Below are 21,650 nucleotides of genomic sequence, written 5' to 3'. Positions count from 1 at the left end.
CATGTCTGCCCGTCGCCGGGTCGGCGTGATGGGTGGCACCTTCGACCCGATCCACCACGGTCACCTGGTCGCGGCGTCCGAGGCGCAGTCGTGGTTCGACCTCGACGAGGTCGTCTTCGTGCCGACGGGCCGGCCGTGGCAGAAGTCCGACCGCGACGTCTCGCCGGCCGAGCACCGCTACCTGATGACCGTCGTCGCCACCGCGGCGAACCCGCGCTTCCGGGTCTCCCGGGTCGACATCGACCGCGACGGGCCGACGTACACGATCGACACGCTGCGCGACCTGGGGGAGCAGCACCCGGACGCCGACCTGTTCTTCATCACCGGCGCCGACGCGCTCGGCGACATCTTCAGCTGGCGCGACCACGAGCGCCTCTTCGACCTCGCCCACTTCGTGGGGTGCACCCGGCCGGGTGCCGACCTCGAGACCACCACCATCGCCGCCATCCCGCACGACCGGGTCACGCTCCTCGAGGTGCCCGCCCTCGCCATCAGCTCCACCGACTGCCGCGACCGGCAGCGCCAGGGCCGACCCGTCTGGTACCTCGTGCCCGACGGAGTCGTGCAGTACATCACCAAGCACGGCCTCTACTCGAGGCCCCAGGGAGACACAGCATGACCGCCACCGACCACGCCCTCGAGCTCGTCGTCGCCGCCGCCCGCGCGGCCAGCGACAAGCTCGCCCAGCAGATCATCGCCTTCGACGTCAGCGAGCAGCTCGCGATCACCGACGCCTTCGTGCTGGCCTCGGCGACCAACGACCGCCAGGTCAAGGCCATCGTCGACGCCGTCGAGGACAAGCTGCGCGAGATCGGCGCCAAGCCGATCCGCCGCGAGGGCGAGCGCGACGGTCGCTGGGTGCTCATCGACTACGGCGAGATCGTCGTCCACGTGCAGCACGAGGAGGAGCGGGAGTTCTACGCCCTCGAGCGGCTGTGGCGCGACTGCCCGGCCATCAAGCTCCCCGACGACGTCACCGCCTCGCACCGGTGAGCGCTCCGTCCGCCGGCGCGGCCGGCGGTCGCACGCTGGTGCTGGTCCGGCACGGCCGGACCGCGTGGAACCACGAGGGCCGCGTGCAGGGCCAGCTCGACGTCAGCCTCGACGACCACGGCCGTGAGCAGGCCGCCCGCGTCGGCCCCGTGGTGGCCGCGATGGCGCCGAGCCTGGTCTGGTGCAGCGACCTGGCCCGCACCCGCGAGACGGTCGCACCGCTGGCCGCGGCCACCGGCCTGCCGGTCGTGTACGACAAGCGGCTGCGCGAGTTCTACTTCGGCGAGTGCGAGGGGTGGTCGCACGCCGAGTTCGAGGCCCGGGACGCCGTCGCGTTCCAGGCGCTGCGGCGCGGCGACTACGACCGCGTCCCCGCGGCCGAGCCGACCGCCGTGGTCCGCGAGCGGATGGTCGAGGTCCTCGGTGAGCTGCTGGCCGCGCTCGGGCCGGGGCAGACCGGCGTGGCCGTCAGCCACGGCGCCGCCATCCGGGTCGCCACGGTCGCCTTGCTCGGCTGGCCCGACGCGCTGACCCACACCCTGCGCGGCCTCGACAACGGTGGCCGCGTCGAGCTGGTGGAGACCTCCGAGGGCACCGGTCCGGGCGGTCCGGCCCTGCGCCTGCAGGCCTACAACCGCACGGTCTGACGCGCTCCCGCCGACCCGATTTCGCATCCGCCGGAGGGGTTGGCTAAAGTACTCCGCGTTGCCCGGTCACACGATCGGGCGGCGCCCTTCGGGGGGTGTGGCGCAGCTGGTAGCGCACCTGCATGGCATGCAGGGGGTCAGGGGTTCGAGTCCCCTCACCTCCACCGAAGAGAAGGCCGGCCCCCGGTTCCGGGGGCCGGCCTTCGTCGTTCCCGGCCCCGGTGGTCCCGCGGGGCGGGAGGAAGGCGCCGTGCCGCCCGGTACGAGACCGTCGCGGTTCAGCTGGAGACGAGGTCGTCCCACTCGACGGTCGCCGTCCGCTCCTGGTACTCCGTCACCGTGCCGGGCCAGTTGGTGGTGATGCGGTCGCCGTCGACGTACCAGCTGGCGCAGCCCGACGCCCAGGGTGTCGCGGCGAGGCGGCTCTGCATCTCGCGGTCGTAGGCGTCGGCGACCTCGGGGCGGACGTCGACGGTGCGGCCGGGTGCCTCGTCGGAGGCGAGGCGGGCGGCGACCTCCGCGACGTAGCCGGCCTGGGCCTCCATCATCGCGATGATGGAGCTGCCGCCGAGGTTGGTGTTGGGGCCGTAGATGCAGAACAGGCCGGGGAAGCCGGGCACGGTCAGGCCGAGGTGGGCCCGGGCGCCGTCCGCCCAGACCTCGTGCAGGTCGCGGCCGTCGGTGCCGGTGACCTCGATGCCGGCCAGGAAGCCGGTGGCGGCGAACCCGGTGCCCCAGACGATCGCGTCGACCTCGTGCAGGACGCCGTCGGCGGTGCGGACGCCGCCCGGCTCGATGCCGACGACGGCGCCGCCGTCGCCGGTGACCACGTCGACGTGCTCGCGGGCCAGCGCGCGGTACCAGTCGTTGGAGAACAGGATGCGCTTGCAGCCGATCTCGTGGTCGGGCACCAGCCTGGCCCGCAGGTCGGCGTCCGGCACCTGGCGGCGCAGGTGCAGCCGCCACACCGTCCGCATCGCGCCGAGCAGCGCGGGCGACCAGGCGACCTGCCCGCCGAGGGCGGCGTTCAGCCGCTCGGTCAGCCAGAAGACCGCGCGGCGCTCGGCGGTGAGGAGCCCCGGCCAGCGCGCGAAGGCGCGGTGGTGGACCGGTCGGTACTCGCCGTCCGGCTTCGGGACGACGTAGGGCGCCGAGCGCTGGAAGACCGTGAGCGACCCGGCGGCCTCGACGATGCCCGGCACGAGCTGGACCGCGCTGGCGCCGGTGCCGATCACCGCGACCCGGCGCCCGCGCAGGTCGACGTCGTGGCGCCACTGCGCCGAGTGGAAGGCCGGCCCCGCGAACGTGTCGAGGCCGGGGACCCTGGGGACGAGGGGGTTCGAGAGCTGCCCGACCGCGGAGACGACCAGGTCGGCGTCGTACGTCGTCCCGTCGGCCGCCGTGACCCGCCACGTCCGCCCCTCGGCGTCGTGGACGCAGGAGCGGACGTCGACCCCGGTGCGGACCAGCGCCAGCAGCCCCTCCCGCTCGGCGGCAGCACGCAGGTAGGCGAGGATCTCGGGCTGCCCGGAGTAGCGCCGGCTCCAGGAGTCGTTCAGCGCCCACGACCAGGAGTAGAGCGGCGAGGGGACGTCGCACGCCGCGCCCGGGTAGGTGTTGTCGCGCCAGACCCCGCCGACCTCGTCGGCGCGCTCGAGCACGGTGACGTCGGTGATGCCGCGCTGCAGCAGGGCGCGCGCGGCGCCGAGGCCGCCGAAGCCGGCGCCGATCACGACCACGCGGGGCCACGGCGTGCTGGTGGTGTCCGTCATGTCGCCGACCCTAGGAAGCCGGATCGGGCTCCCGACAGGGGTGCGCCACCGCGTGGTTGATAATTTCGGACATGCTGCCCGGACCCGCCGCCGACGACTGGACGTTCCCGCGCTCCGTCGTCGGCGTCGCCGTCCTCGTCCGGTACGCCGTCGGCCGCGGCGTGGCGCCGGCCACGGCCCTCCTCGGCACCGGCCTGGTGCCGGCGGACCTCGACGACCCGACCCGCGAGGTCACCGCCGCGCAGGAGCTGCGGGTGGTGCGCACCCTGCGGCGCGAGCTCGGCGACGTCGGACGCGACGTGGGGGAGACCTACCGCGCCTCGACGTTCGGGGCGTTCGGCTACGCGATGCTGGCCAGCCGCACCGTGCTCGACGCGATGACGACGGCGTTGCGCTTCTTCGACCTGAGCTTCGCCTTCGTGATCCCGAGCGCGGCTGTCGTCCCCGGTGACCGGGGTGACCGGGATGACGAGGTCGCCGTCACGCTCGACGCCGCCACGCTGCCGGACGACGTCCGGCGCTTCCTGCTCGAGCGCGACGCGACCGCGGTCCACCTCGTCCTCGAGAGCCTGGTGCCGGGCGGGGTCGGCGCCCGGCTGGAGGTGGTCGGTGACCGGGCCGTCGTCCGGTTCGGCGCCGACCAGCTCGCCCGGCCGCTGCCCGAGCGCAGCGCCGCGCGGCTGCAGGCGGCCGAGGCGCTGTGCCACGACGTCGTCGACCGGCGCCGGGCGCGGACCGGGTTCGCCGCCGACGTCCGGGTGCTCGTCGCGCAGCGGCTGCGCGACGGCGCCCCGATGGCCGACGTCGCCTCCGCGCTCGGGATGACCGAGCGCACGCTGCGCCGCCGGCTCGGTGCCGAGGGCACCGGCTACCGCGAGCTCGTCGACGAGGTCCGGTCCTCGGTCGCCGCGGCCCTCACCGCGCGCCCGGCGACGCTGCCGCTGGCCGACCTCGCGGCCTACCTCGGCTACGGCAGCCCGGCGGCGTACCTGCACGCGCGGCGGCGGTGGGAGCGCCCGGGACGCGACGTGGCCGGCACCTCGGAGGAGGTGCCGGCCACGGCGTGGGGCGGGGAGGACGTCAGCGGGTGGCGACGACCTTCCTAGCGCTGGTCGCGGTGCCGCTGGCGCCGGACGCGACGACCTTGACCGTGAGCCGGCCGGTCACGAGCCGGGCGGTGCGCAACCGGACGTCGCCGCCGGTGGCCCGCACCGTCCTGGTGACCAGGACGCGACCCTGGCGCAGGAGCTGGACCTTCACCGAGGTCGCACCGGCCGCAGCGACGGAGACGTGGAGCCCGCGGTTGCGCAGCGTGGTGGCCGCGACCCGCTCGAGGGCGGCGACGCCGACCGAGGGCTTGAGCGGGGTCGGGGCGCCCGGGCCGGGCAGGACGCTCGGCGTGCGCCCGAGCAGGGTGCGGAACAGGTCGGTCTGGTCGATCACGCCGGTGACGTTGGCGGCCTGCGGGCCGGAGGCGGCCACCCGGATCTGGGCGCCGGTGTGGTCGGAGCCGACGGCGTTGGTCGAGTAGGCGACCGACATCGGGTCGCCGTCGGCGGTGAGCACGGTCGCGGTCTGGCGGCCGTCGTCGGCCGGGTTGCCGATGATCTGCGTGGAGTGCGCGTGGTCGCCGGTCACGATGATCAGCGTGTCGGGGTTGGCCTCCTGGAACTCGAGGGCGACCTGCACGGTCTCGTCGAGCTCGGCCAGGTCACCGATGGCGCCGCAGATGTCGGAGGAGTGCTCCTGCTTGTCGATCATGGCGCTCTCGGTCTGCAGGAAGAACCCGTTCGGGTTGTCGAGCAGCTCGATCGCCTTGGCGGTCATGGCCGACAGGTCGGGCTGGGTGCCGCGGTCGGCGTCCTGGCAGCGGTACGCCGGTCCGCCCGAGCCGGGCGGCGGCGTGGCGACGAGCGGCTGGTAGCGCGGGGTCATGTTGGCGTTCGCGAAGAGGCCGAGCACCGGGCCGTCGGCGAGCGAGCTGACGTCGGCGAGGGCCGTCGCGTCCTCGACGACGCGGTAGTCGTGGGCGTCCTGGGCGTAGTCGAGCACCGTCGGGCCGGCGTCGGTCGCCTGGGCGAAGCGCTGCTTGCCGCCGCCGAGCAGGACGTCGATCTCGTGGTCGACCAGCTGCTCGGCGACCGAGCCGAGACCGGCCGGCGTCGCGGACTTCTTCTCGACCGCGCAGTTGGTCATGTCGGCCGGGCCCTGGCAGGCGCGCTGGCTGATGTGGGCCGCCGCGGCGGCCGGGGTGGCGTCGGTGAGCTCGGCGGTCGACACGTTGCCGACGAGCGCGCCCTGCTCCTGGTAGCGCTCGAGCACGGTCTCGTAGTTCTCGCCCGGCACGTTGGCGGCGGCGCTGGGACCCTGCGAGAGGCGGCCGTCGATCGTCTTCTTGCCCGTCGACCAGCCGCTGGCGGTCGGGGCCGAGTCGGACACGTAGGCGATGGGGTAGTCAGGACCGGCGCCGGCCTTGAGCCCGTACGTCGTCATCGCCCCGGTGAACGGCAGGCTGTCGAGACCGGCGAACCGTCCGCCGGCGCCGAGCTCGTAGTTGCGGGCGGCGGTGATCATGGAGTCGTCCATGCCGTCGCCGATGATCAGGATGACGTTGCGCGGCTTGCTCGGGTCGACCTGGGCGACGAGGTCGGCCGAGATGTCCTTCGTGAAGCCGGGCGCGAGGCTGGCGGGGGCGCTGGGGCCGGCGGTGGCGGCCGTGACGCCGACGGCGAGCAGCCCGGCGGCGGCGACGGCCACGAGGGAGGTGCGGGTGCGAGGCACGGGTGGGTCCTTTCGTCGGATGTTCCGTCGAGCAATCTCGCGGTCGTGGCCGGCGCGTCGTCGTCGGGAGTCTGGACTCGCCGTGAGCATCCGATGACCAGCAGAAGTCGTCGCCCCGACCCCGTCACCTGATGGTGGCCGGGTGTTCACCTGGGCGCCGCAGGCTGCTCCGGCTCGCTCTCTACGGTCCGAGGCATGACGCCCGCACTCCCGACCCGGTACCTCCCGATCGCCCCGATCGGTGCGCACACCCGCGCCTCGCGCGACCCGATGACCTGCCTGCTCCGCTGCGGCAGCGCCTGCGACCACCCCGAGCCCAACCGGAGCGAGCACGCCCACGTCCAGGACGAGATCGCCAAGGTCGTGGGACGTCGTGGGGTCCTACGCAGCGCGCTGCTCGGCGGCACGGTGCTCGCCGTCGGTGGCGCCCTCGTCGACGACGCCGCGGCCGCGCCGGCCCGCGCGCAGAGCCGCGACCTCACGAAGTCCTGGTTCCGGCCGGTCCGGCCCAACAAGCGGCACGCCGTGGTGACGGCGTCCGGCTTCACCAGCTCGGTCGTGATGCGGTGGGGGGACAAGGTCGTCGCCGGTGCCCCGACCTTCGACGCCTACCGCCAGACGGTCGAGGCGACGAAGACGCAGTTCGGCTACAACTGCGACTACGTCGGGCTCGTGCCGCTGGCCGGGCGCACCGACGAGGCGCTCCTGGTGGTCAACCACGAGTACACCAACGAGAACCTGATGTTCCCGACCGACGCCTACACCGCCGACGAGGTCAAGGCGCTGGCGATGTACAACCACGGCATGTCCGTGGTGCGGGTCCGCCAGGGCCGCACCCCGGGGTCGTGGAAGCAGGTCAAGGTGCTCAGCCGCTGCCCCGAGAACCGCCGGATCCACATCGACACCCGCTTCCGGCTGACCGGTCCGGCGGCCGGCGATCCCCGGCTGCGCACGAAGGCCGACCCGCGCGGCACGACGGTGCGCGGCACCCTCAACAACTGTGCCGGCGGGATGACGCCGTGGGGCACGGTGCTCTCGGGCGAGGAGAACTTCAACCAGTACTTCGACGCCGGGACCGGGGTCCCCGCGGAGTACGCCGCGGAGTACGCCCGCTACGGCATCACCGGCGCCGGGAAGGGCTGGGGCACCGTGGACCGTCGCTTCGACCTGAGCCAGGAGCCGCACGAGCCGCACCGGTTCGGCTGGGTCGTCGAGGTCGACCCGAGCAATGCCGCGTCCGTGCCGCGCAAGCACACGATGCTCGGTCGCTTCAAGCACGAGGGCGCCAACATCATCATCGCCAAGAACGGGCGGGCCGTGGCCTACATGGGCGACGACGAGCGCGGCGACTACCTCTACAAGTTCGTCTCGCGCGAGAAGATGGACACGAGCGGCACCCGCGCGGCCCGACGTCACAACCTGGGGCTGCTGACGGCCGGGACGCTCTACGTCGCCCGGCTCTCCGGGGACGGCAGCGCCGACGGGCAGCACGACGGCACCGGCCGGTGGATCCCGCTGTGCGACGAGAACACGTCGTACGTGCCGGGGATGTCGGTCGCCGACGTCCTGCTGTTCACGCGCCTGGCGGCCGACAAGGTCGGCCCGACCAAGATGGACCGTCCGGAGGACGTCGAGCCGAACCCGGTCAACAAGAAGATCTACGCGGCCCTGACCAACAACTCGAACCGGGGCACGGAGGCGATGCCGGTCGACGAGGCGAACCCGTTGGCGACGTCCATGGTCCGCTCGGCGCTCGGGGAGCCGCTGACGGCTGCGTCCGGCAACCGCAACGGCTACGTCCTGGAGCTGACCGAGGACGGTGACCGGCACACGGGCCGCGCCTTCAGCTGGGACCTGATGCTGGTCTGCGGGGACCCGGCGGCGGCCGAGACCTGGTTCGGCGGCTTCGACAAGAGCAAGGTCAGCCCGATCAGCTGCCCCGACAACCTCAGCTTCGACAGCCGGGGCAACCTGTGGATCTCCACCGACGGCAACGTCCTCGGCTCCAACGACGGCATCTTCCGCGTGCCGACGTCGGGTCCCGAGCGCGGGCGGGTCATGCAGTTCCTCACCGTGCCGGCCGGTGCCGAGGCCTGCGGGCCGCTGGTCACCGACGGCGACCGGTCGCTCTTCTTCGCCGTCCAGCACCCCGGCGAGGTGACCGGGGCGACGTTCGAGGAGCAGGCGAGCACGTGGCCGCACACCGACGACTTCCCGCGCCCCTCGGTCTGCGTGGCCTACCGCGACCGCTGATCGCGAGCCGCCGACCCGTCGGTGACCACCGACGGGTCGGCGGTCCCGTCGACCGCCTGCGGCCTCCTGCGGCCGCGGCCTGGACACGGCCCGGACGATGGTTAGCCTGATCGGCGCAGACGCCCTGACCGGTCGGACCTCGGAGGACCACATGTCGACGACAGCACCAGCGCCGGGACCGGCGCCGGACGAGCAGCGGGAACGCGGACTGGCGCGGTTCGCCCAGCGCACGGCGGGCTGGACGGAGAGGTGGTTCCCCGACGCCTACGTCTTCGCCCTGGCCGGCGTCGTGCTCGTCGCGGTCGCCGCGATGGCCAACGGGTCGAGCCCGCGCACGGTCGCCACCACGTTCGGCGACGGCTTCTGGGACCTCGCGGCGTTCACCCTGCAGATGGCGATGGTCGTGCTCACCGGGTACGTCGTCGCGACGTCCGGTCCGGTCGCGCGGATCATCGAGCGGGCGGCCCGGCTGCCCTCGACGCCCCGTGGCGCGGTCGCCTGGGTGGCCCTGCTGTCGTGCAGCGTCTCGCTGCTCAACTGGGGTCTCAGCCTGGTCTTCAGCGGGCTGCTCGCCCGGGCCATCGCCCGCCGTGGCGACCTGCGCTGCGACTACCGCGCGCTCGGCGCGGCCGCCTACCTCGGTCTCGGCGCGGTCTGGGCGCTCGGGCTGTCGTCGTCCGCGGCCCAGCTCCAGGCGACGCCGGAGAGCCTGCCGCCCGAGCTGCTCGAGATCACCGGCGTCCTCGACTTCGGTGACACGATCCTCACCTGGCAGTCGCTGGTGATGGCGGCGGTGCTGATCGCGCTGTCCGTCGCGATCGCGTGGGCCTCGGCCCCCCAGGGCGCGGCCGTCAGGACGGCCGAGGACATGGGCGTCGACCTCACCGACGACGCCGGCACCGTGCCGGAGCGCCAGCACCCGGGCGAGTGGCTGGAGTACTCGCCGATCCTCCCCGCGGTGGTCGGCGTGCTGACCCTCGGCTGGCTGGTCGTGCAGTTCGTCGAGCTGCCGGTGCTGACCGTCGTGAGCAACCTCAACGGCTACCTGATGGTCTTCCTGGTGCTCGGGCTGGTGCTGCACGGCACGCCGCGGCGGTTCCTCTCGGCGGTCAGCAAGGCGGTGCCCGCGACCGCCGGGGTGCTGGTGCAGTTCCCGCTGTACGCCGCCATGGCCGCCGTCCTCACCCGCGCCGAGGGGCGCGGCGGCGAGACCGTGTCAGGCCACCTCGCCGAGCTGTTCACCGACATCGGCGGGGGCGGCGCCTTCGCGATCGTGATCGCCCTCTACACCGCTCTGCTCGGACTGCTCGTGCCGTCCGGCGGCGGCAAGTGGCTGGTCGAGGCGCCGTACGTCATGCAGTCGGCGACCGACGTCGAGATGAACCTCGGCTGGACCGTGCAGATCTACAACGCCGCCGAGGCCCTGCCCAACCTGGTCAACCCGTTCTTCATGCTGCCGCTGCTGGCCGTGCTGGGCCTGCGGGCGCGCCACCTGGTCGGGTTCACGTTCCTGCAGTTCCTTTTCCACCTGCCGGTGGTGCTGGTCCTGCTGTGGGCGCTCGGCCGGACGTTCAGCTTCGAGCCACCGGTGATGCCCTGACCGCGACGTCCAGGCCCGGGGCGACGCTCAGGCGATGGTCAGGCCGCCGTCGACCGCCAGGGTCTGGCCGGTGATGTAGCCGGCGGCGTCGGAGGCGAGGAAGACGACGGTCGCGGCGAGCTCGGCCGGGTCGCCCTTGCGGCCGCGGGGGACCCGCGCCAGCTGGGACTCCAGGTAGCCGTCGGGGTACTGGTCGGTCATCTCGGAGAGGAAGAAGCCGGGGGCGATCGCGTTGACCCGGATCCCCTTGCGTCCGGTCCACTGCTGCGCGAGGTCGCGGGTCAGCCCGATCAGGCCCGCCTTGGACGACGCGTACGCCGCCTGGGGGAGCCCCGCCGTGGTGAGGCCGAGCACCGAGGAGATGTTGATGATGCTCGAGCCGTCCTGCATCACCCGGCCGCAGGCCTGGGCCATCCAGTAGCAGCCGTTGAGGTTCACGTCGATGACCTGGCGGAACTGCTCGGGCGTCTCCCGGGTGGCGGGGACGGCGGTACCGATGCCGGCGTTGTTGACCAGGATGTCGACGCGGCCGAACTCCTCCATCGCGAGGGCCACGAGGTTCGTGCAGGACTCCGGGTCGGCGACGTCGGTCGCGACGGTCAGCGCGCGGCGCCCCGCGGCCTCGACCAGCGCGGCGGTCTCGGCGAGCCGGTCGACGCGCCGGGCGCCGAGCGCCACGTCGGCGCCGGCCTCGGCGAGCCCCCGGGCGAACGCGACGCCGAGGCCGCTGGAGGCGCCGGTGACGACGGCGACCTTGCCGTCGAGGCGGAAGAGGTCGGGGACGGGACGGGTCTCGGTCATGCCTCGGACCGTAGCCGGTCCTTGATGTCGGTCTTGAGGACCTTCCCGACCTTCGAGCGTGGCAGGTCGCTCCAGACCTCCACCTGCTTGGGCGCCTTGACGCTGCCGATCCGGGCCTTGACGAACGCCGTGACCTCCGCCGGGTCGGGCCGCGCCCCGGCCCGCGGCTGGACGACGGCGACCACCCGCTCGCCCCACTTCTCGTCGGGCAGGCCGACCACGGCGCAGTCCTGCACGTCGGGATGGGCCATCAGCGCCTGCTCGACCTCGGTCGAGTAGACGTTGAACCCGCCGGTGATGACCATGTCCTTGGCCCGGTCGACGATGAAGAGGTAGCCGTCGTCGTCGAGGTAGCCGACGTCGCCGGTGTGGTGCCAGCCGTGCGCCGAGGCCTCGGCGGTCGCCGCCGGGTCGCGGTGGTAGCCGGCCATCACCAACGAGCCCCGCACGACGATCTCGCCGGTGTCGCCGGGGGGCAGCAGGGTGCCGTCGGCGGCCATGATGGAGACCGTCACCAGCGGTGCCGGACGCCCCGCTGATGACAGCCGTTCGAGGGCGATGCTCCCGTCGTCCCGGAAGTGCGCGCGGGGCGGGAGCGTCGCGATCATCATCGGCGCCTCGGTCTGGCCGAACAGCTGTGCCATGACCGGGCCGATGCGCGTCAGCGCCTCCTCGAGCCGGGCCGCGGACATCGGCGCGGCGCCGTACCAGAAGCACTGCAGGGTCGAGAGGTCGGTAACGTCGAGCCGCTCGTGCGCGAGCACCATGTAGACGAGCGTCGGCGGCAGGAACGTGTGGGTGACGCGGTGTCGCTCGACGTGCTCGAGGAAGCCACCGACGGCGGGGGTGCGCATCACCACGACCTCGCCGCCCAGCGCGAGCACCGGGAAGCACAGGACGCCGGCCGCGTGCGTCAGCGGCGCGAGCGCCAGGTAGACCGGGCGGCCCTCGAACGGGTAGCTCATCAGCGTGATGGCCGTCATCGTCTCGAGGTTGTGGTGGGTGAGCAGCACCCCCTTCGGGCGCCCGGTGGTGCCGCCGGTGCCGACGATCATCGCGAGGTCGTCGCCCGTCGGGGGAGCCGCCACCTCGACGCCGTCGCCGGCGTCGAGGAGCTCGGTCCAGGTCAGCGCCCACGCGGGAGCGTCGTCGGGTCCGGCGTCGAGGCAGACGAGCGTCGTCAGCGCCGGCAGGTCGCCGCGGATCTGGTCGACCAGGCCGGCGTACGAGGCCTGGAAGACCAGCGTGGTGCACCCGAAGAGCTCGAGCAGCTCGCGGTTCTCCGAGGCCTCGTTGCGCGGGTTGATCGGGCACCAGACCGCGCCGACGCGGCTGATGCCGAACACGGTGGTGAAGGCGACCGGGTCGTTGGACGACACGATCGCCACGGCGTCGCCCGGCGCGACCCCCCGGGCCACCAGGCCGCCGGCGACGCGCCGGCTCAGCTCCTGCACGTCGGCGTAGGAGCTGGTGGTGCCGTCGGTGGTCAGGCAGGGGGCGTCGGGTCCGAGCGACGCCCCCTTGTCGAGGTAGTCGGCCAGGCGCACCGGGTCAGGCCTCCACGGTCAGGACCGGGGCGGCGACCAGCCCGAACGAGCGCAAGACGCCGAGCAGCTCACGGTGGCCGAAGGCCTGGCAGCCCGAGGCGAAGCCGACGCGCAGCGGCGGCTGCTGGAGCAGCGAGTAGGCCGCGTAGGCCTGCAGCAGTCCGGTCTGCTTGTAGTTGGAGTTGCCGTGGATGACGCAGTGCGCGCGTCCGAGCGGACCCGAGGCGTGCACCGAGTCGAGCGACTTGTTGAGCCGTGGGTTCTCGCGCGGGGGCATCTGGTTCATGACCTGGGCCGCGGTGGCCTCCAGCGCGGCGTCGCGGTCGTCGTCGTCCATGTCCTTGGTGGCCTCGAGCGCCGCCGCGACGATCTGCGGGACGCCGTGCATCAGCGCCGCGTTGAACACCCCACCCTGCGCCTTGCAGCTGGCCACGCGCGGGTCGCGCTTGAACCACACCGGGTGCGACGTGCCGCCCCACGGCAGGGACAGGGCCAGCTCGTGCTGACCGGGCACCACGAGCGGCACGAGGCCCTGGCCGGCGTCGAACGGCACGTACTGGTTCTGCTGGAGGTGGTGCGCGGCCGACGTCGCGGCGTTGAAGAGGATCGTCTGCGTCGAGGCGATCGTCGGGCTGCCGCCCCAGAACACGGCGATGTCGAGCGTGTCGAGCCCCGGCGTCTCCAGGCACAGCTGGGCCGCGATCTCGCCGGTCGTGTACATCTGTGCGATCCCCGGCGCGAGGAGCAGCCCGGCGGCGGCGAAGTCCGCGCCGTACCTCTCGTCGCAGGTGATCAACCAGTCCTGCTCGCCGGTCGTGTCGGTGTAGTGCGCTCCGGTCGCGAGACACGCCTCGACGACCTCGGGGCCCCACTTGCTGAACGGGCCGACGGTGTTGAGCACCACCGAGGCGCCGCGGACGAGCTCGGTGAGGGCCTCGAGGGTGTGCTCGACCTCGACGACCTCGTAGTCGGCGGTCTCGATGCCGGCGACGTGGGACTGCATGGAGGCGGTGAGCCGCTCGGCGCTGCGGCCGGCGGCGACGAACGGGACGCCGTACTCGCGGAGGTACTCGCACACGAGGCGGCCGGTGTAGCCGGAGGCGCCGTAGACGACGACGGGCCTGCTGCTGCTCGGGGAGTCGGTCACGGTCACATCCCCATCCCGCCGTCGACGGACAAGCCCGTGCCGGTGATGAACCTGGCGGCGTCGGAGGCCAGGAAGACGACGGCGTCGGCCATGTCGGCGACCTCGCCGAGCCGGCCGAGCGGGGTCTGCTCGATGACGGCGCCGACGGCGGCCTCCGGGCTCTCGAAGAGCCCGAGGGTGGCCATGTCGACGGCGAGCCCCTGGCCCATCGCGGTGGGGACCAGGCCGGGGTAGACGCAGTTGACCCGGACGCCCCAGCCGAGCTTGCCGGCCTCCATCGCCGCGACGCGGGTGAGCCGGTCGACGGCCGACTTGGTGGCGGAGTAGATCGGGATCCCGGGGAAGGCGATGGTCGCGGCGACCGAGGAGATGTTGACGATGCTGCCCCCGTGGCCGGCCGCGCCGCCGGGGCGCATCGTGCGCAGCGCGTGCTTGATCCCGAGCGCGGTGCCGAGCACGTTGACGTCGAGCATGGTGCGGATGTCGGCCACCTCGACGTCGGCCATCAGGCTGCTGACCTCGACGCCGGCGTTGTTGACGACGACGTCCAGACGACCGGTGCGCTCGACGGCGGAGGCGACGGCCGCCTCCCAGCCGGCCTCGTCGGTCACGTCGAGGTGGACCGCGCCGTGCCCCTCCCCGAGCGAGGCGGCGACCGTGCCGGCCGCCTCGTCCTGGAGGTCGGCGATGACGACGGTCGCGCCCGCGGCGGCGAGGGCGCGGGCCATGCCCTCACCCAGCCCCTGGGCTCCGCCGGTGACCAGGGCGGTGCGCCCGGTCAGGTCGTGGTGGGTCATGGAGCGTGGCCTCCTGGAGTCGGGTGTGGTGCCGGTCACACGTTCCTCCATGCTCTTGACGGGTGTCAAGAGAAAACTTGACAGTCGTCAGGATCAGGCGGTCGTGCGATGATGGAAGACGTGACGACCACGGCGACTCCCCGTCGCTCCCCGGGCGACAAGCACGACGAGCGCCGCAACCAGCTCGCCGAGTCCGCGCTGCGCACCCTCGGCGAGCTCGGCTACGCCCGGGCGAGCCTGCGCGAGATCGCGACGAACTCCGAGTTCAGCCACGGCGTCGTCCACTACTACTTCCGCGACAAGCTCGAGCTCATCGTCTACTGCGTGCGCTACTACAAGGCGCGGTGCGTGCGGCGCTACGACGCGGTCGTCGCGGAGTCCGACAGCGCCGAGGAGCTCGTCGAGGCGTTCGCCGCCAAGCTCGTCGAGACGCTGCGCGACGAGGCGCCCATGCACCGCCTCTGGTACGACCTGCGCACCCAGAGCATGTTCGAGCCGGGTCTGAGCGAGGCCGTCACCCACATCGACAACACGCTGCAGGAGATGATCTGGCGGGTCGTCGAGCGCTACTCCGACCTCGCCGGCCGCCCGCCGGCGCTCACGCCGGCGGCGACGTACGCCGTCCTCGACGGGCTGTTCCAGCAGGGCCTGCTCGCCCTCACGCGCGACGGCGAGGCGGTGCTCGCCGGACTGCCCGCCCAGGTGCGCGCCCTGCTGCCGGTGCTGCTGGCGCCGGAGGCCTGAGCCTCACCGCCGGTCAGGAGCCGGCGCGGCGCCGCATCTCGGCATCGAGCGAGAGCTCGAAGTGCCCCATCGTCTCGGCGGTGGCGGGATCCTCCATGCGGGCCAGGAGGGTGTCGAAGTCGACGTCCTGCACGTGCTCGTGCACCCACCACAGGTTGCCCCACGGATCGGTGAACCGGGCGACGTCGTCGCCGAACGGCAACGACGTCCGGGGCGTGACCGTGGTCGCGCCGGCCGCCTCCGCGCGGGCCAGCACCGCGTCGACGTCCTGGACGTCGACGCGCATCAGCGCCGGCTGCGGGGCCCACCCCGGGAGGGCGTCCATCACCACGACGGTCGTGCCGCCGACGACCGTCTCCGCGTGCCCGACCAGCCCGTCGGGCCCGGGCGCGCGACCGGTCTCCCGGGCGCCGAGGACCTCGGCGAGGAAGTCGAGCAGCGCGGCGGCGTCCGCGGCCACGATCCACGGCGCCAGGCTCATCGGGGCCGGCTCCTCGGGCTCGGCACCATCACAGGACCTCGCGACCCTGCAGGTACGGGCGCAGCACCGGCGGCACGGTGACGGTGCGGTCGGCGTTCTGGTGGTTCTCGATGAGCGCGACCAGCAGCCGCGGCGTCGCCGCCGCGGTGTTGTTGAGCGTGTGGGCGTGCTTGATGGTGCCGTCGGTGTCGCGGTAGCGCAGGCTGGCGCGGCGCGCCTGCCAGTCGTGCAGCGTGGAGCAGGAGTGGGTCTCGCGGAAGCTCTCCAGCGAGGGGAACCAGGTGTTGATGTCGTTCATGCGGAACTTGCCCAGCCCCATGTCGCCGGTGCTGCACTCCACGACCTCGTAGGCGAGGTCGAGGTCGAGGAGCAGCTGCTCGGCACAGTCGAGCAGGGCCTGGTGCCACTTCTCGGACTCGGCGTCGTCGGCCTCGCACACCACGAACTGCTCGACCTTCTCGAACTGGTGGACCCGGACCAGGCCCCGGACGTCGCGCCCGGCGCTGCCGATCTCGCGGCGGAAGCAGGGCGAGATGCCGGCGTACAGCAGCGGGAGCTGCGCCTTGTCGAGGATCTCCCCGGCGTGCAGGCCGACCAGGGCGACCTCGCCGGTGCCCGCGAGGAACAGGTCGTCGGCGGGCAGCTCGTAGGTCTCCTCGCGGCCCTTCGGGAACATGCCGGTGCCGACCAGGGCGGCCTCGCGGACCAGCGAAGGCACCGAGATCGGCGTGAAGCTGCGGGTCACGAGCAGGTCGAGCGCGTAGGACAGCACCGCCCGCTCGAGCAGGACGGCGTCCCCGCGCAACGCGTAGGCGCGCTCCCCGGAGACGTTGCGGGCGCGGGCGAACTCGGCCCACCCGCGCTCCTCGAGCAGCGTGACGTGGTCGAGGGGCTCGAAGTCGAAGGTCGGGGGAGTGCCGACCTTCTTGATGACGACGTTCTCGGCCTCCCCGGCGCCGACGGGCGCCTGGTCCCACGGGATGCCCGGCACCTGGAGCATCAGGTCCTGCAGCTCGGCCGCGCGTACGGCGTGCTCGTCCTTGGTCGCGCTCAGCCGGACGTCGAACTCGGCCTGCTCGGCGCGCAGCCGCTCCCGGGTGGCCTCGTCGGCCCGGCCGAACTCCTTCGAGCGCCGCTTGCGCTCGCCCATCGCGTTGTCGACCTCGTGGCGCAGCCGGCGCACCTCGGCCTCGAGCGCCACGAGGGCGTCGACGTCGAGGTCGATCCCCTTCACCTCCACCGCGTGCTTGACCAGGTCGGGGTGCTCGCGGATGGTGCGTACGTCCAGCATGGCGAACATGCTAGGGCGCGTCCCCGGGGCGCGAGGTAGGTGGTCGAGCCCGGGGCCTGTCACGCGGTACGATGCACCGGTGAGCACCCACACCCTGCTTCTTGGACAGCCGCGCTGATCACTCGCTGATCGCGCGGCCACCCCTCCACGTGAGGGGTTTCTTTATGTCCGGAGCAGCACGAGCAGGAGCAGACGATGAGCGAGCAGGGCACCGACAGCACCGTCACCGGGACCGGCGAGGCGGCGACGTACGACGTCCGGTCGGTCGAGCAGAAGTGGCAGCGGGTGTGGGCCGAGCTCGACCCGTTCCGGGCCGACGACGCGGCGGTCACCGAGGGGCGCAGGGAGAAGCGCTACGCGCTGACGATGTTCCCCTACCCCAGCGGCGACCTGCACATGGGTCACGCCGAGGTCTTCGCGCTGCACGACGTGATCGCCCGCTACTGGCGCTTCCGCGGCTACGAGGTGCTGAACCCGATGGGCTGGGACTCCTTCGGCCTGCCCGCCGAGAACGCCGCGATCCGCAACGACACCCACCCGGCGACCTACACCTACGCCAACATCGAGACCCAGCTGGCGTCGATGAAGCACTACGGGCTGTCCTTCGACTGGTCGCGGCGGCTGCACACCTCGGACCCCGAGTACTACCGGTGGACGCAGTGGCTGTTCCTGAAGCTGCGCGAGCAGGGCCTGGCCTACCGCAAGAACAGCCCGGTCAACTGGTGTCCCCAGGACCAGACCGTGCTGGCCAACGAGCAGGTGCTGGCCGACGGCACCTGCGAGCGCTGCGGGGCCGAGGTGACCAAGAAGGAGCTGACGCAGTGGTACTTCCGCACCACGCACTACGCGCAGGAGCTCTACGACGGCCTGGACGCCCTGCAGGACACCTGGATCGGCAAGGTGGCCAACGCCCAGCGCAACTGGATCGGCCGCTCCGAGGGCGCGCACGTGTCCTTCGACGTCGAGGGCCACGACCCGGTCACGGTGTTCACGACGCGTCCCGACACGCTGTTCGGGACGACGTTCATGGTCGTCGCGGTCGACGCCAAGCTGGCCGACGCCCTGGTGACCGACGAGCACCGCGCCGAGTTCGAGGCCTACCGGGACGATGTCCGCAAGGCCACCGACATCGACCGGCTGGCCACCGACCGAGCGAAGACGGGCGTGTTCCTGGGCGTGCACGCCACGAACCCGCTGACCGGTGACCGGATCCCCGTGTGGGCCACCGACTACGTGCTGGCCGACTACGGCACCGGCGCCGTGATGGGCGTCCCCGGCGGCGACCAGCGCGACTGGGAGTTCGCCACCGCCTTCGACCTGCCGATCGTGCGCACCACCGAGCCGCCCGCCGACTTCGAGGGCGAGGCGTACGCGGGCGAGGGCGCCGCGATCAACTCGCCCGCCCCGGGCGTCGAGTCGGCGCTCGACCTGAACGGCCTGCCGGTGGCCGAGGCCAAGAGCGCCACGATCGCCCACCTGGAGCAGATCGCTCACGGCGCGGGCACGGTCAACTTCCGGCTGCGCGACTGGCTGCTGTCGAGGCAGCGCTACTGGGGTGCCCCGATCCCGATCGTGCACTGCCCCGCGTGCGGCGAGGTCGCCGTCCCCGAGTCCGAGCTGCCGGTCCGGCTGCCCGAGCTGCGCGGCGCCGACCTGAAGCCGCGGGGGACCTCGCCGCTGGGCGCGGCCCGCGAGTGGGTCGAGGTCGCCTGCCCCGCCTGCGGCGGCCCGGCCGAGCGGGACACCGACACGATGGACACCTTCGTCGACTCGTCCTGGTACTTCTTCCGGTTCCTGTCCCCGAACGACGACACCCAGGCCTTCGACCCGGCCCTGGCCGAGGCGTGGGGGCCCGTCGACTTCTACCTGGGCGGGGACGAGCACGCCGTCCTGCACCTGCTGTACGCGCGCTTCTTCACCAAGGCGCTGCGCGACCTGGGCCTGATCACCTGGGACGAGCCGTTCACCTCCTACCTGTCCCAGGGCAAGGTCATCAACAACGGCCGCAAGATGAGCAAGTCGCTGGGCAACGGCATCGACCTGGGCGCCCAGCTCGAGCAGTTCGGCGTCGACGCGGTGCGCCTGACCCTGGTCTTCGCCAGCCCGCCCGAGGACAACATCGACTGGGCCGACATGAGCCCGACCGGCTCGCTGCGCTTCCTGCAGCGCGCCTGGCGGCTGAGCGGCGACGTGACGTCGGCGCCGGGCACCGACGCGAGCGGTGGCGACGTCGCGCTGCGCCGGGTCACCCACCGCACCGTGGCCGAGGCCGAGACGCTGCTGGAGAGCCACCGCTTCAACGTGGTGGTCGCCCGGACGATGGAGCTGGTGAACGCCACCCGCAAGGCCATCGACTCCGGCCCCGGCGGCGCCGACCCGGCCGTGCGCGAGGCCGCCGAGGTGGTCGCGCGGCTGCTGTCGATGGTCGCGCCGTACGTCGCGGAGGAGATGTGGGACCGGCTGGGCCACGCCCCGTCGGTCGCCCAGGCCGCCTGGCCCAGCGTCGACCCGGCGCTGCTGGTCGCGGAGTCGGTGACGGCCGTGGTCCAGGTCCAGGGCAAGGTGCGCGCGCGGCTGGAGGTCGCCCCCGACATCAGCGCCGCCGACCTGGAGGCGCTGGCGCTGGCCGACCCGGTCGTCGTCGCGGCGGTCGACGGGCGCGAGGTGCGCAAGGTGGTCGTGCGCGAGCCGAAGCTGGTCAACCTGGTGGTGTGAGCGGGCTCGTCGTCCGGGCGGGATGTCTCCTAGGATCCCCGGCATGCCCCCGTCCGTCGCCGTCGTCACGGACTCGACCGCGAGCCTGCCGACCGGCCTGGCGGCCGAGCACGGCATCGTCGTGGTGCCGCTCCAGGTCGTCGTCGGGGCCGACGCGTTCGACGAGGGCTCGCCCGAGGCGACGCCCGAGCGGGTCGCCGACGCGCTGCGCGAGTTCCGGCCCGTGAGCACCTCGCGGCCGGCACCGGCGGTGTTCCTCGACGCCTACCGGGCCGCGGCCGCGGCCGGCGCGACCGACGTCGTCTCGGTGCACCTGTCCGGCGAGATGAGCGGCACCTTCGAGTCGGCCCAGCTGGCCGCGCGCGACGCCCGTGCCGAGGGGGTGCGGGTGGTGTGCGTCGACAGTCGCCAGGTCGGCGTCGCGACCGGGTACGCCGCCCTGACCGCGGCCGAGGTCGCCGCGGCCGGGGGCTCGGCCGACGAGGTCGCCGAGGCAGCGAGGCAGCGGGCGGCCGGCTGCTCGTCGTACTTCTACGTCGACACCCTCGAGTACCTGCGGCGCGGTGGCCGGATCGGCGCGGCGGCCGCCCTGCTCGGGGGTGCCCTGGCGGTCAAGCCGCTGCTGACCATCGAGGACGGCACCGTCTCCTCTCTGGAGCGGGTGCGCACCTCGAGCCGGGCCATCGCCCGGCTGGCCGACCTGGCGGTCGCTGCTGCCGGCGAGCGGCCGGTCGACGTCTGCGTGGCGCACCTGGCCAGTCCCGACCGCGCCACGGCGCTGGCCGACCAGCTGGCGGAGCGGCTCGCCGACCAGCTGAGCGGCGGGCCGGACGGGGGGCGGGTGTGGTGTGCGGAGATCGGGGCCGTCCTCGGGGCGCACGTCGGGCCCGGGATGCTCGCGGTGTGCGTGGCGCCGCGGCCCGCGTAGCGCCTCGCGACCGCGCCTCCCACCGCGTGGCGCCTCGCGACCGCGGATGACCACGAACCGTCCACAGGACGGGGTGTCCGCGGGTTCTCCACAGGAGGGTCGCCGGTGGTCGCGGAGGGCCCGACCGGCTGCCTACGGTCCTCGACATGCGCAGCAGACGTCCGAGCCCCGAGCACCAGGAGGCGGTCTCGCGCCGGCTCGCGCTGCTCTCCGAGCAGCTCGCGGCCGGGCGAGAGGCCGACCCGGTCGACCAGGCCCTGGTCGAGCGCGGGGCGGTCGACCCGGCCTCGGGCGGGGAGTGGTGGGACGACCACACCCGGGTGAGTGCGGCCCGGGCGCCGCTGCACGTGGTGCCGGACCCGGCGCCCGCCGACCGACCGCTCACCCCGGCGCCGGCGACCACCGCGTCGCCGCTGTCCGGGCCGGTGCCCGGTGCGGCGTCGGTCCCGGTCCCGGGGCGGCACGCGGCGCGGCGACGGGTGTCGCTCGCCGCGGTCGTGCCGGAGACGCTGCGCGGCCGGGTGCGGGTCGGCGCCGGCGCCCTCGCGGTCGTCGCCCTCCTCGTGTCGGTCGGGCTGGCGGTGACCGCCTGGCAGGTGCTGCGCGACGATCCGGGCCCGCCCGTGCCGGTCACCGACCCGCCCCCCGGCCTGGTGCCCGTCGAGGCGGGGGCGGTCCCGTCGGCCGTGCCTGCGGCCGAGCCGTCGGCCGGTGCCGCGGGGGCGGTGACCGTGACCGTCGACGTGGCCGGGCGGGTCCGGCGTCCAGGCATCGTCGTCCTCGACGCCGGCGCGCGGGTCGTCGACGCCCTCGAGCGGGCCGGCGGCGCGCGCCCCGCGGTCGACCTGAGCTCGCTGAACCTGGCCCGGGTCCTGGTCGACGGCGAGCAGATCCTGGTCGGGGTCGACGGGGGAGCGACCGTCCCGCCGGCCGCCCCCGGTGCCGCCGGGGTCCCGGCCGGACTCGTCGACCTCAACCTCGCCGACCAGGCCCTCCTGGAGACCCTGCCCGACGTCGGGCCGGTCACGGCCACCGCGATCATCGCCTGGCGCGAGGAGCACGGTGCCTTCACCGCCGTGACCGAGCTGCTCGAGGTCTCCGGCATCGGTGACGCGACGCTCGCGACCCTCACCCCGCTGGTGACGGTCTGATG

18 protein-coding genes and 1 tRNA gene are annotated in these 21,650 nt (G+C 73.4%); 11 read left to right on the top strand and 8 right to left on the bottom strand.

From position 1 onward, the window contains the following. Window position 1 precedes the first annotated feature (1 nt). The 4 genes from nadD (at window position 2) to E4623_RS09255 (ending at window position 1,804) form a co-directional block, all read left to right on the top strand. A complete protein-coding gene (gene nadD / locus E4623_RS09270; protein WP_134766211.1) occupies window positions 2-619 on the top strand; it encodes a nicotinate-nucleotide adenylyltransferase in 618 nt (205 codons plus the stop codon). After that, window positions 616-993 carry a ribosome silencing factor gene (gene rsfS, locus E4623_RS09265; protein ID WP_134766210.1) on the top strand — a complete coding sequence of 126 codons (378 nt, stop codon included), beginning with the start codon at window positions 616-618 and terminating at the stop codon, window positions 991-993. Before nadD ends, rsfS begins: the two co-directional genes overlap by 4 nt. Beyond that, a complete protein-coding gene (locus E4623_RS09260; protein ID WP_167736541.1) occupies window positions 990-1,640 on the top strand; it encodes a histidine phosphatase family protein in 651 nt (216 codons plus the stop codon). Before rsfS ends, E4623_RS09260 begins: the two co-directional genes overlap by 4 nt. 91 nt (window positions 1,641-1,731) lie before the next feature. Beyond that, window positions 1,732-1,804, top strand: a tRNA-Ala gene (locus E4623_RS09255). Between the two features lie 114 nt (window positions 1,805-1,918). Here E4623_RS09255 and E4623_RS09250 read toward each other — a convergent pair. Then, window positions 1,919-3,412, bottom strand: coding sequence for an NAD(P)/FAD-dependent oxidoreductase (locus E4623_RS09250; RefSeq protein WP_134766208.1), 1,494 nt, complete (start codon window positions 3,410-3,412; stop codon window positions 1,919-1,921). A 71-nt stretch (window positions 3,413-3,483) separates the two neighbouring features. On the opposite strand from E4623_RS09250, the gene E4623_RS09245 reads away from it, so the two are divergent. Next, window positions 3,484-4,518, top strand: a complete 1,035-nt coding sequence (locus E4623_RS09245) for an AraC family transcriptional regulator ligand-binding domain-containing protein (RefSeq protein ID WP_134766207.1) — start codon at window positions 3,484-3,486, stop codon at window positions 4,516-4,518. Here E4623_RS09245 and E4623_RS09240 read toward each other — a convergent pair. Then, entirely contained in the window at window positions 4,493-6,193 is a 1,701-nt protein-coding gene (locus tag E4623_RS09240; protein WP_134766206.1) for an alkaline phosphatase, read from the bottom strand. The genes E4623_RS09245 and E4623_RS09240 overlap by 26 nt on opposite strands. A 195-nt stretch (window positions 6,194-6,388) precedes the next feature. Here E4623_RS09240 and E4623_RS09235 point away from each other — a divergent pair, with 195 nt between their 5' ends. Both E4623_RS09235 and E4623_RS09230 read left to right on the top strand, forming a co-directional pair. Then, window positions 6,389-8,446, top strand: a complete 2,058-nt coding sequence (locus tag E4623_RS09235) for a PhoX family phosphatase (RefSeq protein ID WP_134766205.1) — start codon at window positions 6,389-6,391, stop codon at window positions 8,444-8,446. A 151-nt stretch (window positions 8,447-8,597) separates the two neighbouring features. Next, window positions 8,598-10,046 (top strand): TIGR00366 family protein, encoded by a 1,449-nt coding sequence (locus E4623_RS09230; RefSeq protein ID WP_134766204.1) that lies wholly within the window; start codon window positions 8,598-8,600, stop codon window positions 10,044-10,046. Window positions 10,047-10,073: 27 nt separating this feature from the next. Here the strand turns inward: E4623_RS09230 and E4623_RS09225 are convergent, their stop codons facing one another. The 4 genes from E4623_RS09225 to E4623_RS09210 are packed head-to-tail and all read right to left on the bottom strand — an operon-like array spanning window position 10,074 to window position 14,338. Further along, entirely contained in the window at window positions 10,074-10,847 is a 774-nt protein-coding gene (locus tag E4623_RS09225; protein WP_134766203.1) for a 3-oxoacyl-ACP reductase family protein, read from the bottom strand. Continuing rightward, entirely contained in the window at window positions 10,844-12,394 is a 1,551-nt protein-coding gene (locus E4623_RS09220; protein WP_134766202.1) for a long-chain fatty acid--CoA ligase, read from the bottom strand. Before E4623_RS09220 ends, E4623_RS09225 begins: the two co-directional genes overlap by 4 nt. A 4-nt stretch (window positions 12,395-12,398) precedes the next feature. Continuing rightward, window positions 12,399-13,541 (bottom strand): DUF5938 domain-containing protein, encoded by a 1,143-nt coding sequence (locus E4623_RS09215; protein WP_245154981.1) that lies wholly within the window; start codon window positions 13,539-13,541, stop codon window positions 12,399-12,401. 2 nt (window positions 13,542-13,543) lie between these two features. Then, on the bottom strand, window positions 13,544-14,338 hold the full coding sequence (locus E4623_RS09210; protein WP_134766200.1) for a glucose 1-dehydrogenase: 795 nt from the start codon (window positions 14,336-14,338) through the stop codon (window positions 13,544-13,546). Window positions 14,339-14,458: 120 nt separating this feature from the next. Here E4623_RS09210 and E4623_RS09205 point away from each other — a divergent pair, with 120 nt between their 5' ends. Then, window positions 14,459-15,082: a TetR/AcrR family transcriptional regulator gene (locus E4623_RS09205; RefSeq protein WP_245154980.1), complete on the top strand. Its 624-nt coding sequence runs from the start codon at window positions 14,459-14,461 to the stop codon at window positions 15,080-15,082. A gap of 13 nt (window positions 15,083-15,095) precedes the next feature. Here the strand turns inward: E4623_RS09205 and E4623_RS09200 are convergent, their stop codons facing one another. Further along, on the bottom strand, window positions 15,096-15,563 hold the full coding sequence (locus tag E4623_RS09200) for a VOC family protein (RefSeq protein WP_134766199.1): 468 nt from the start codon (window positions 15,561-15,563) through the stop codon (window positions 15,096-15,098). 28 nt (window positions 15,564-15,591) lie between these two features. Next, the gene (serS, locus tag E4623_RS09195) at window positions 15,592-16,854 is read right to left on the bottom strand and encodes a serine--tRNA ligase (protein WP_134766198.1); all 1,263 of its coding nucleotides are present in this window, start codon (window positions 16,852-16,854) and stop codon (window positions 15,592-15,594) included. Window positions 16,855-17,049: 195 nt separating this feature from the next. Here serS and leuS point away from each other — a divergent pair, with 195 nt between their 5' ends. The 3 genes from leuS (at window position 17,050) to E4623_RS09180 (ending at window position 21,648) form a co-directional block, all read left to right on the top strand. Beyond that, window positions 17,050-19,569, top strand: a complete 2,520-nt coding sequence (gene leuS / locus E4623_RS09190; protein ID WP_134766197.1) for a leucine--tRNA ligase — start codon at window positions 17,050-17,052, stop codon at window positions 19,567-19,569. 43 nt (window positions 19,570-19,612) lie between these two features. Continuing rightward, window positions 19,613-20,497, top strand: a complete 885-nt coding sequence (locus E4623_RS09185; protein WP_134766196.1) for a DegV family protein — start codon at window positions 19,613-19,615, stop codon at window positions 20,495-20,497. 146 nt (window positions 20,498-20,643) lie between these two features. After that, window positions 20,644-21,648, top strand: coding sequence for a helix-hairpin-helix domain-containing protein (locus E4623_RS09180; RefSeq protein ID WP_209020578.1), 1,005 nt, complete (start codon window positions 20,644-20,646; stop codon window positions 21,646-21,648). The last annotated feature ends 2 nt before the right edge of the window (window positions 21,649-21,650 follow it).

The sequence above is a fragment of the Nocardioides sp. 1609 genome (assembly GCF_004522105.1).
Classification (GTDB): domain Bacteria; phylum Actinomycetota; class Actinomycetes; order Propionibacteriales; family Nocardioidaceae; genus Nocardioides.
The sequence above is the reverse complement of the archived record's forward strand: the minus strand, read 5'-3'. Positions and strand labels throughout refer to the sequence as shown.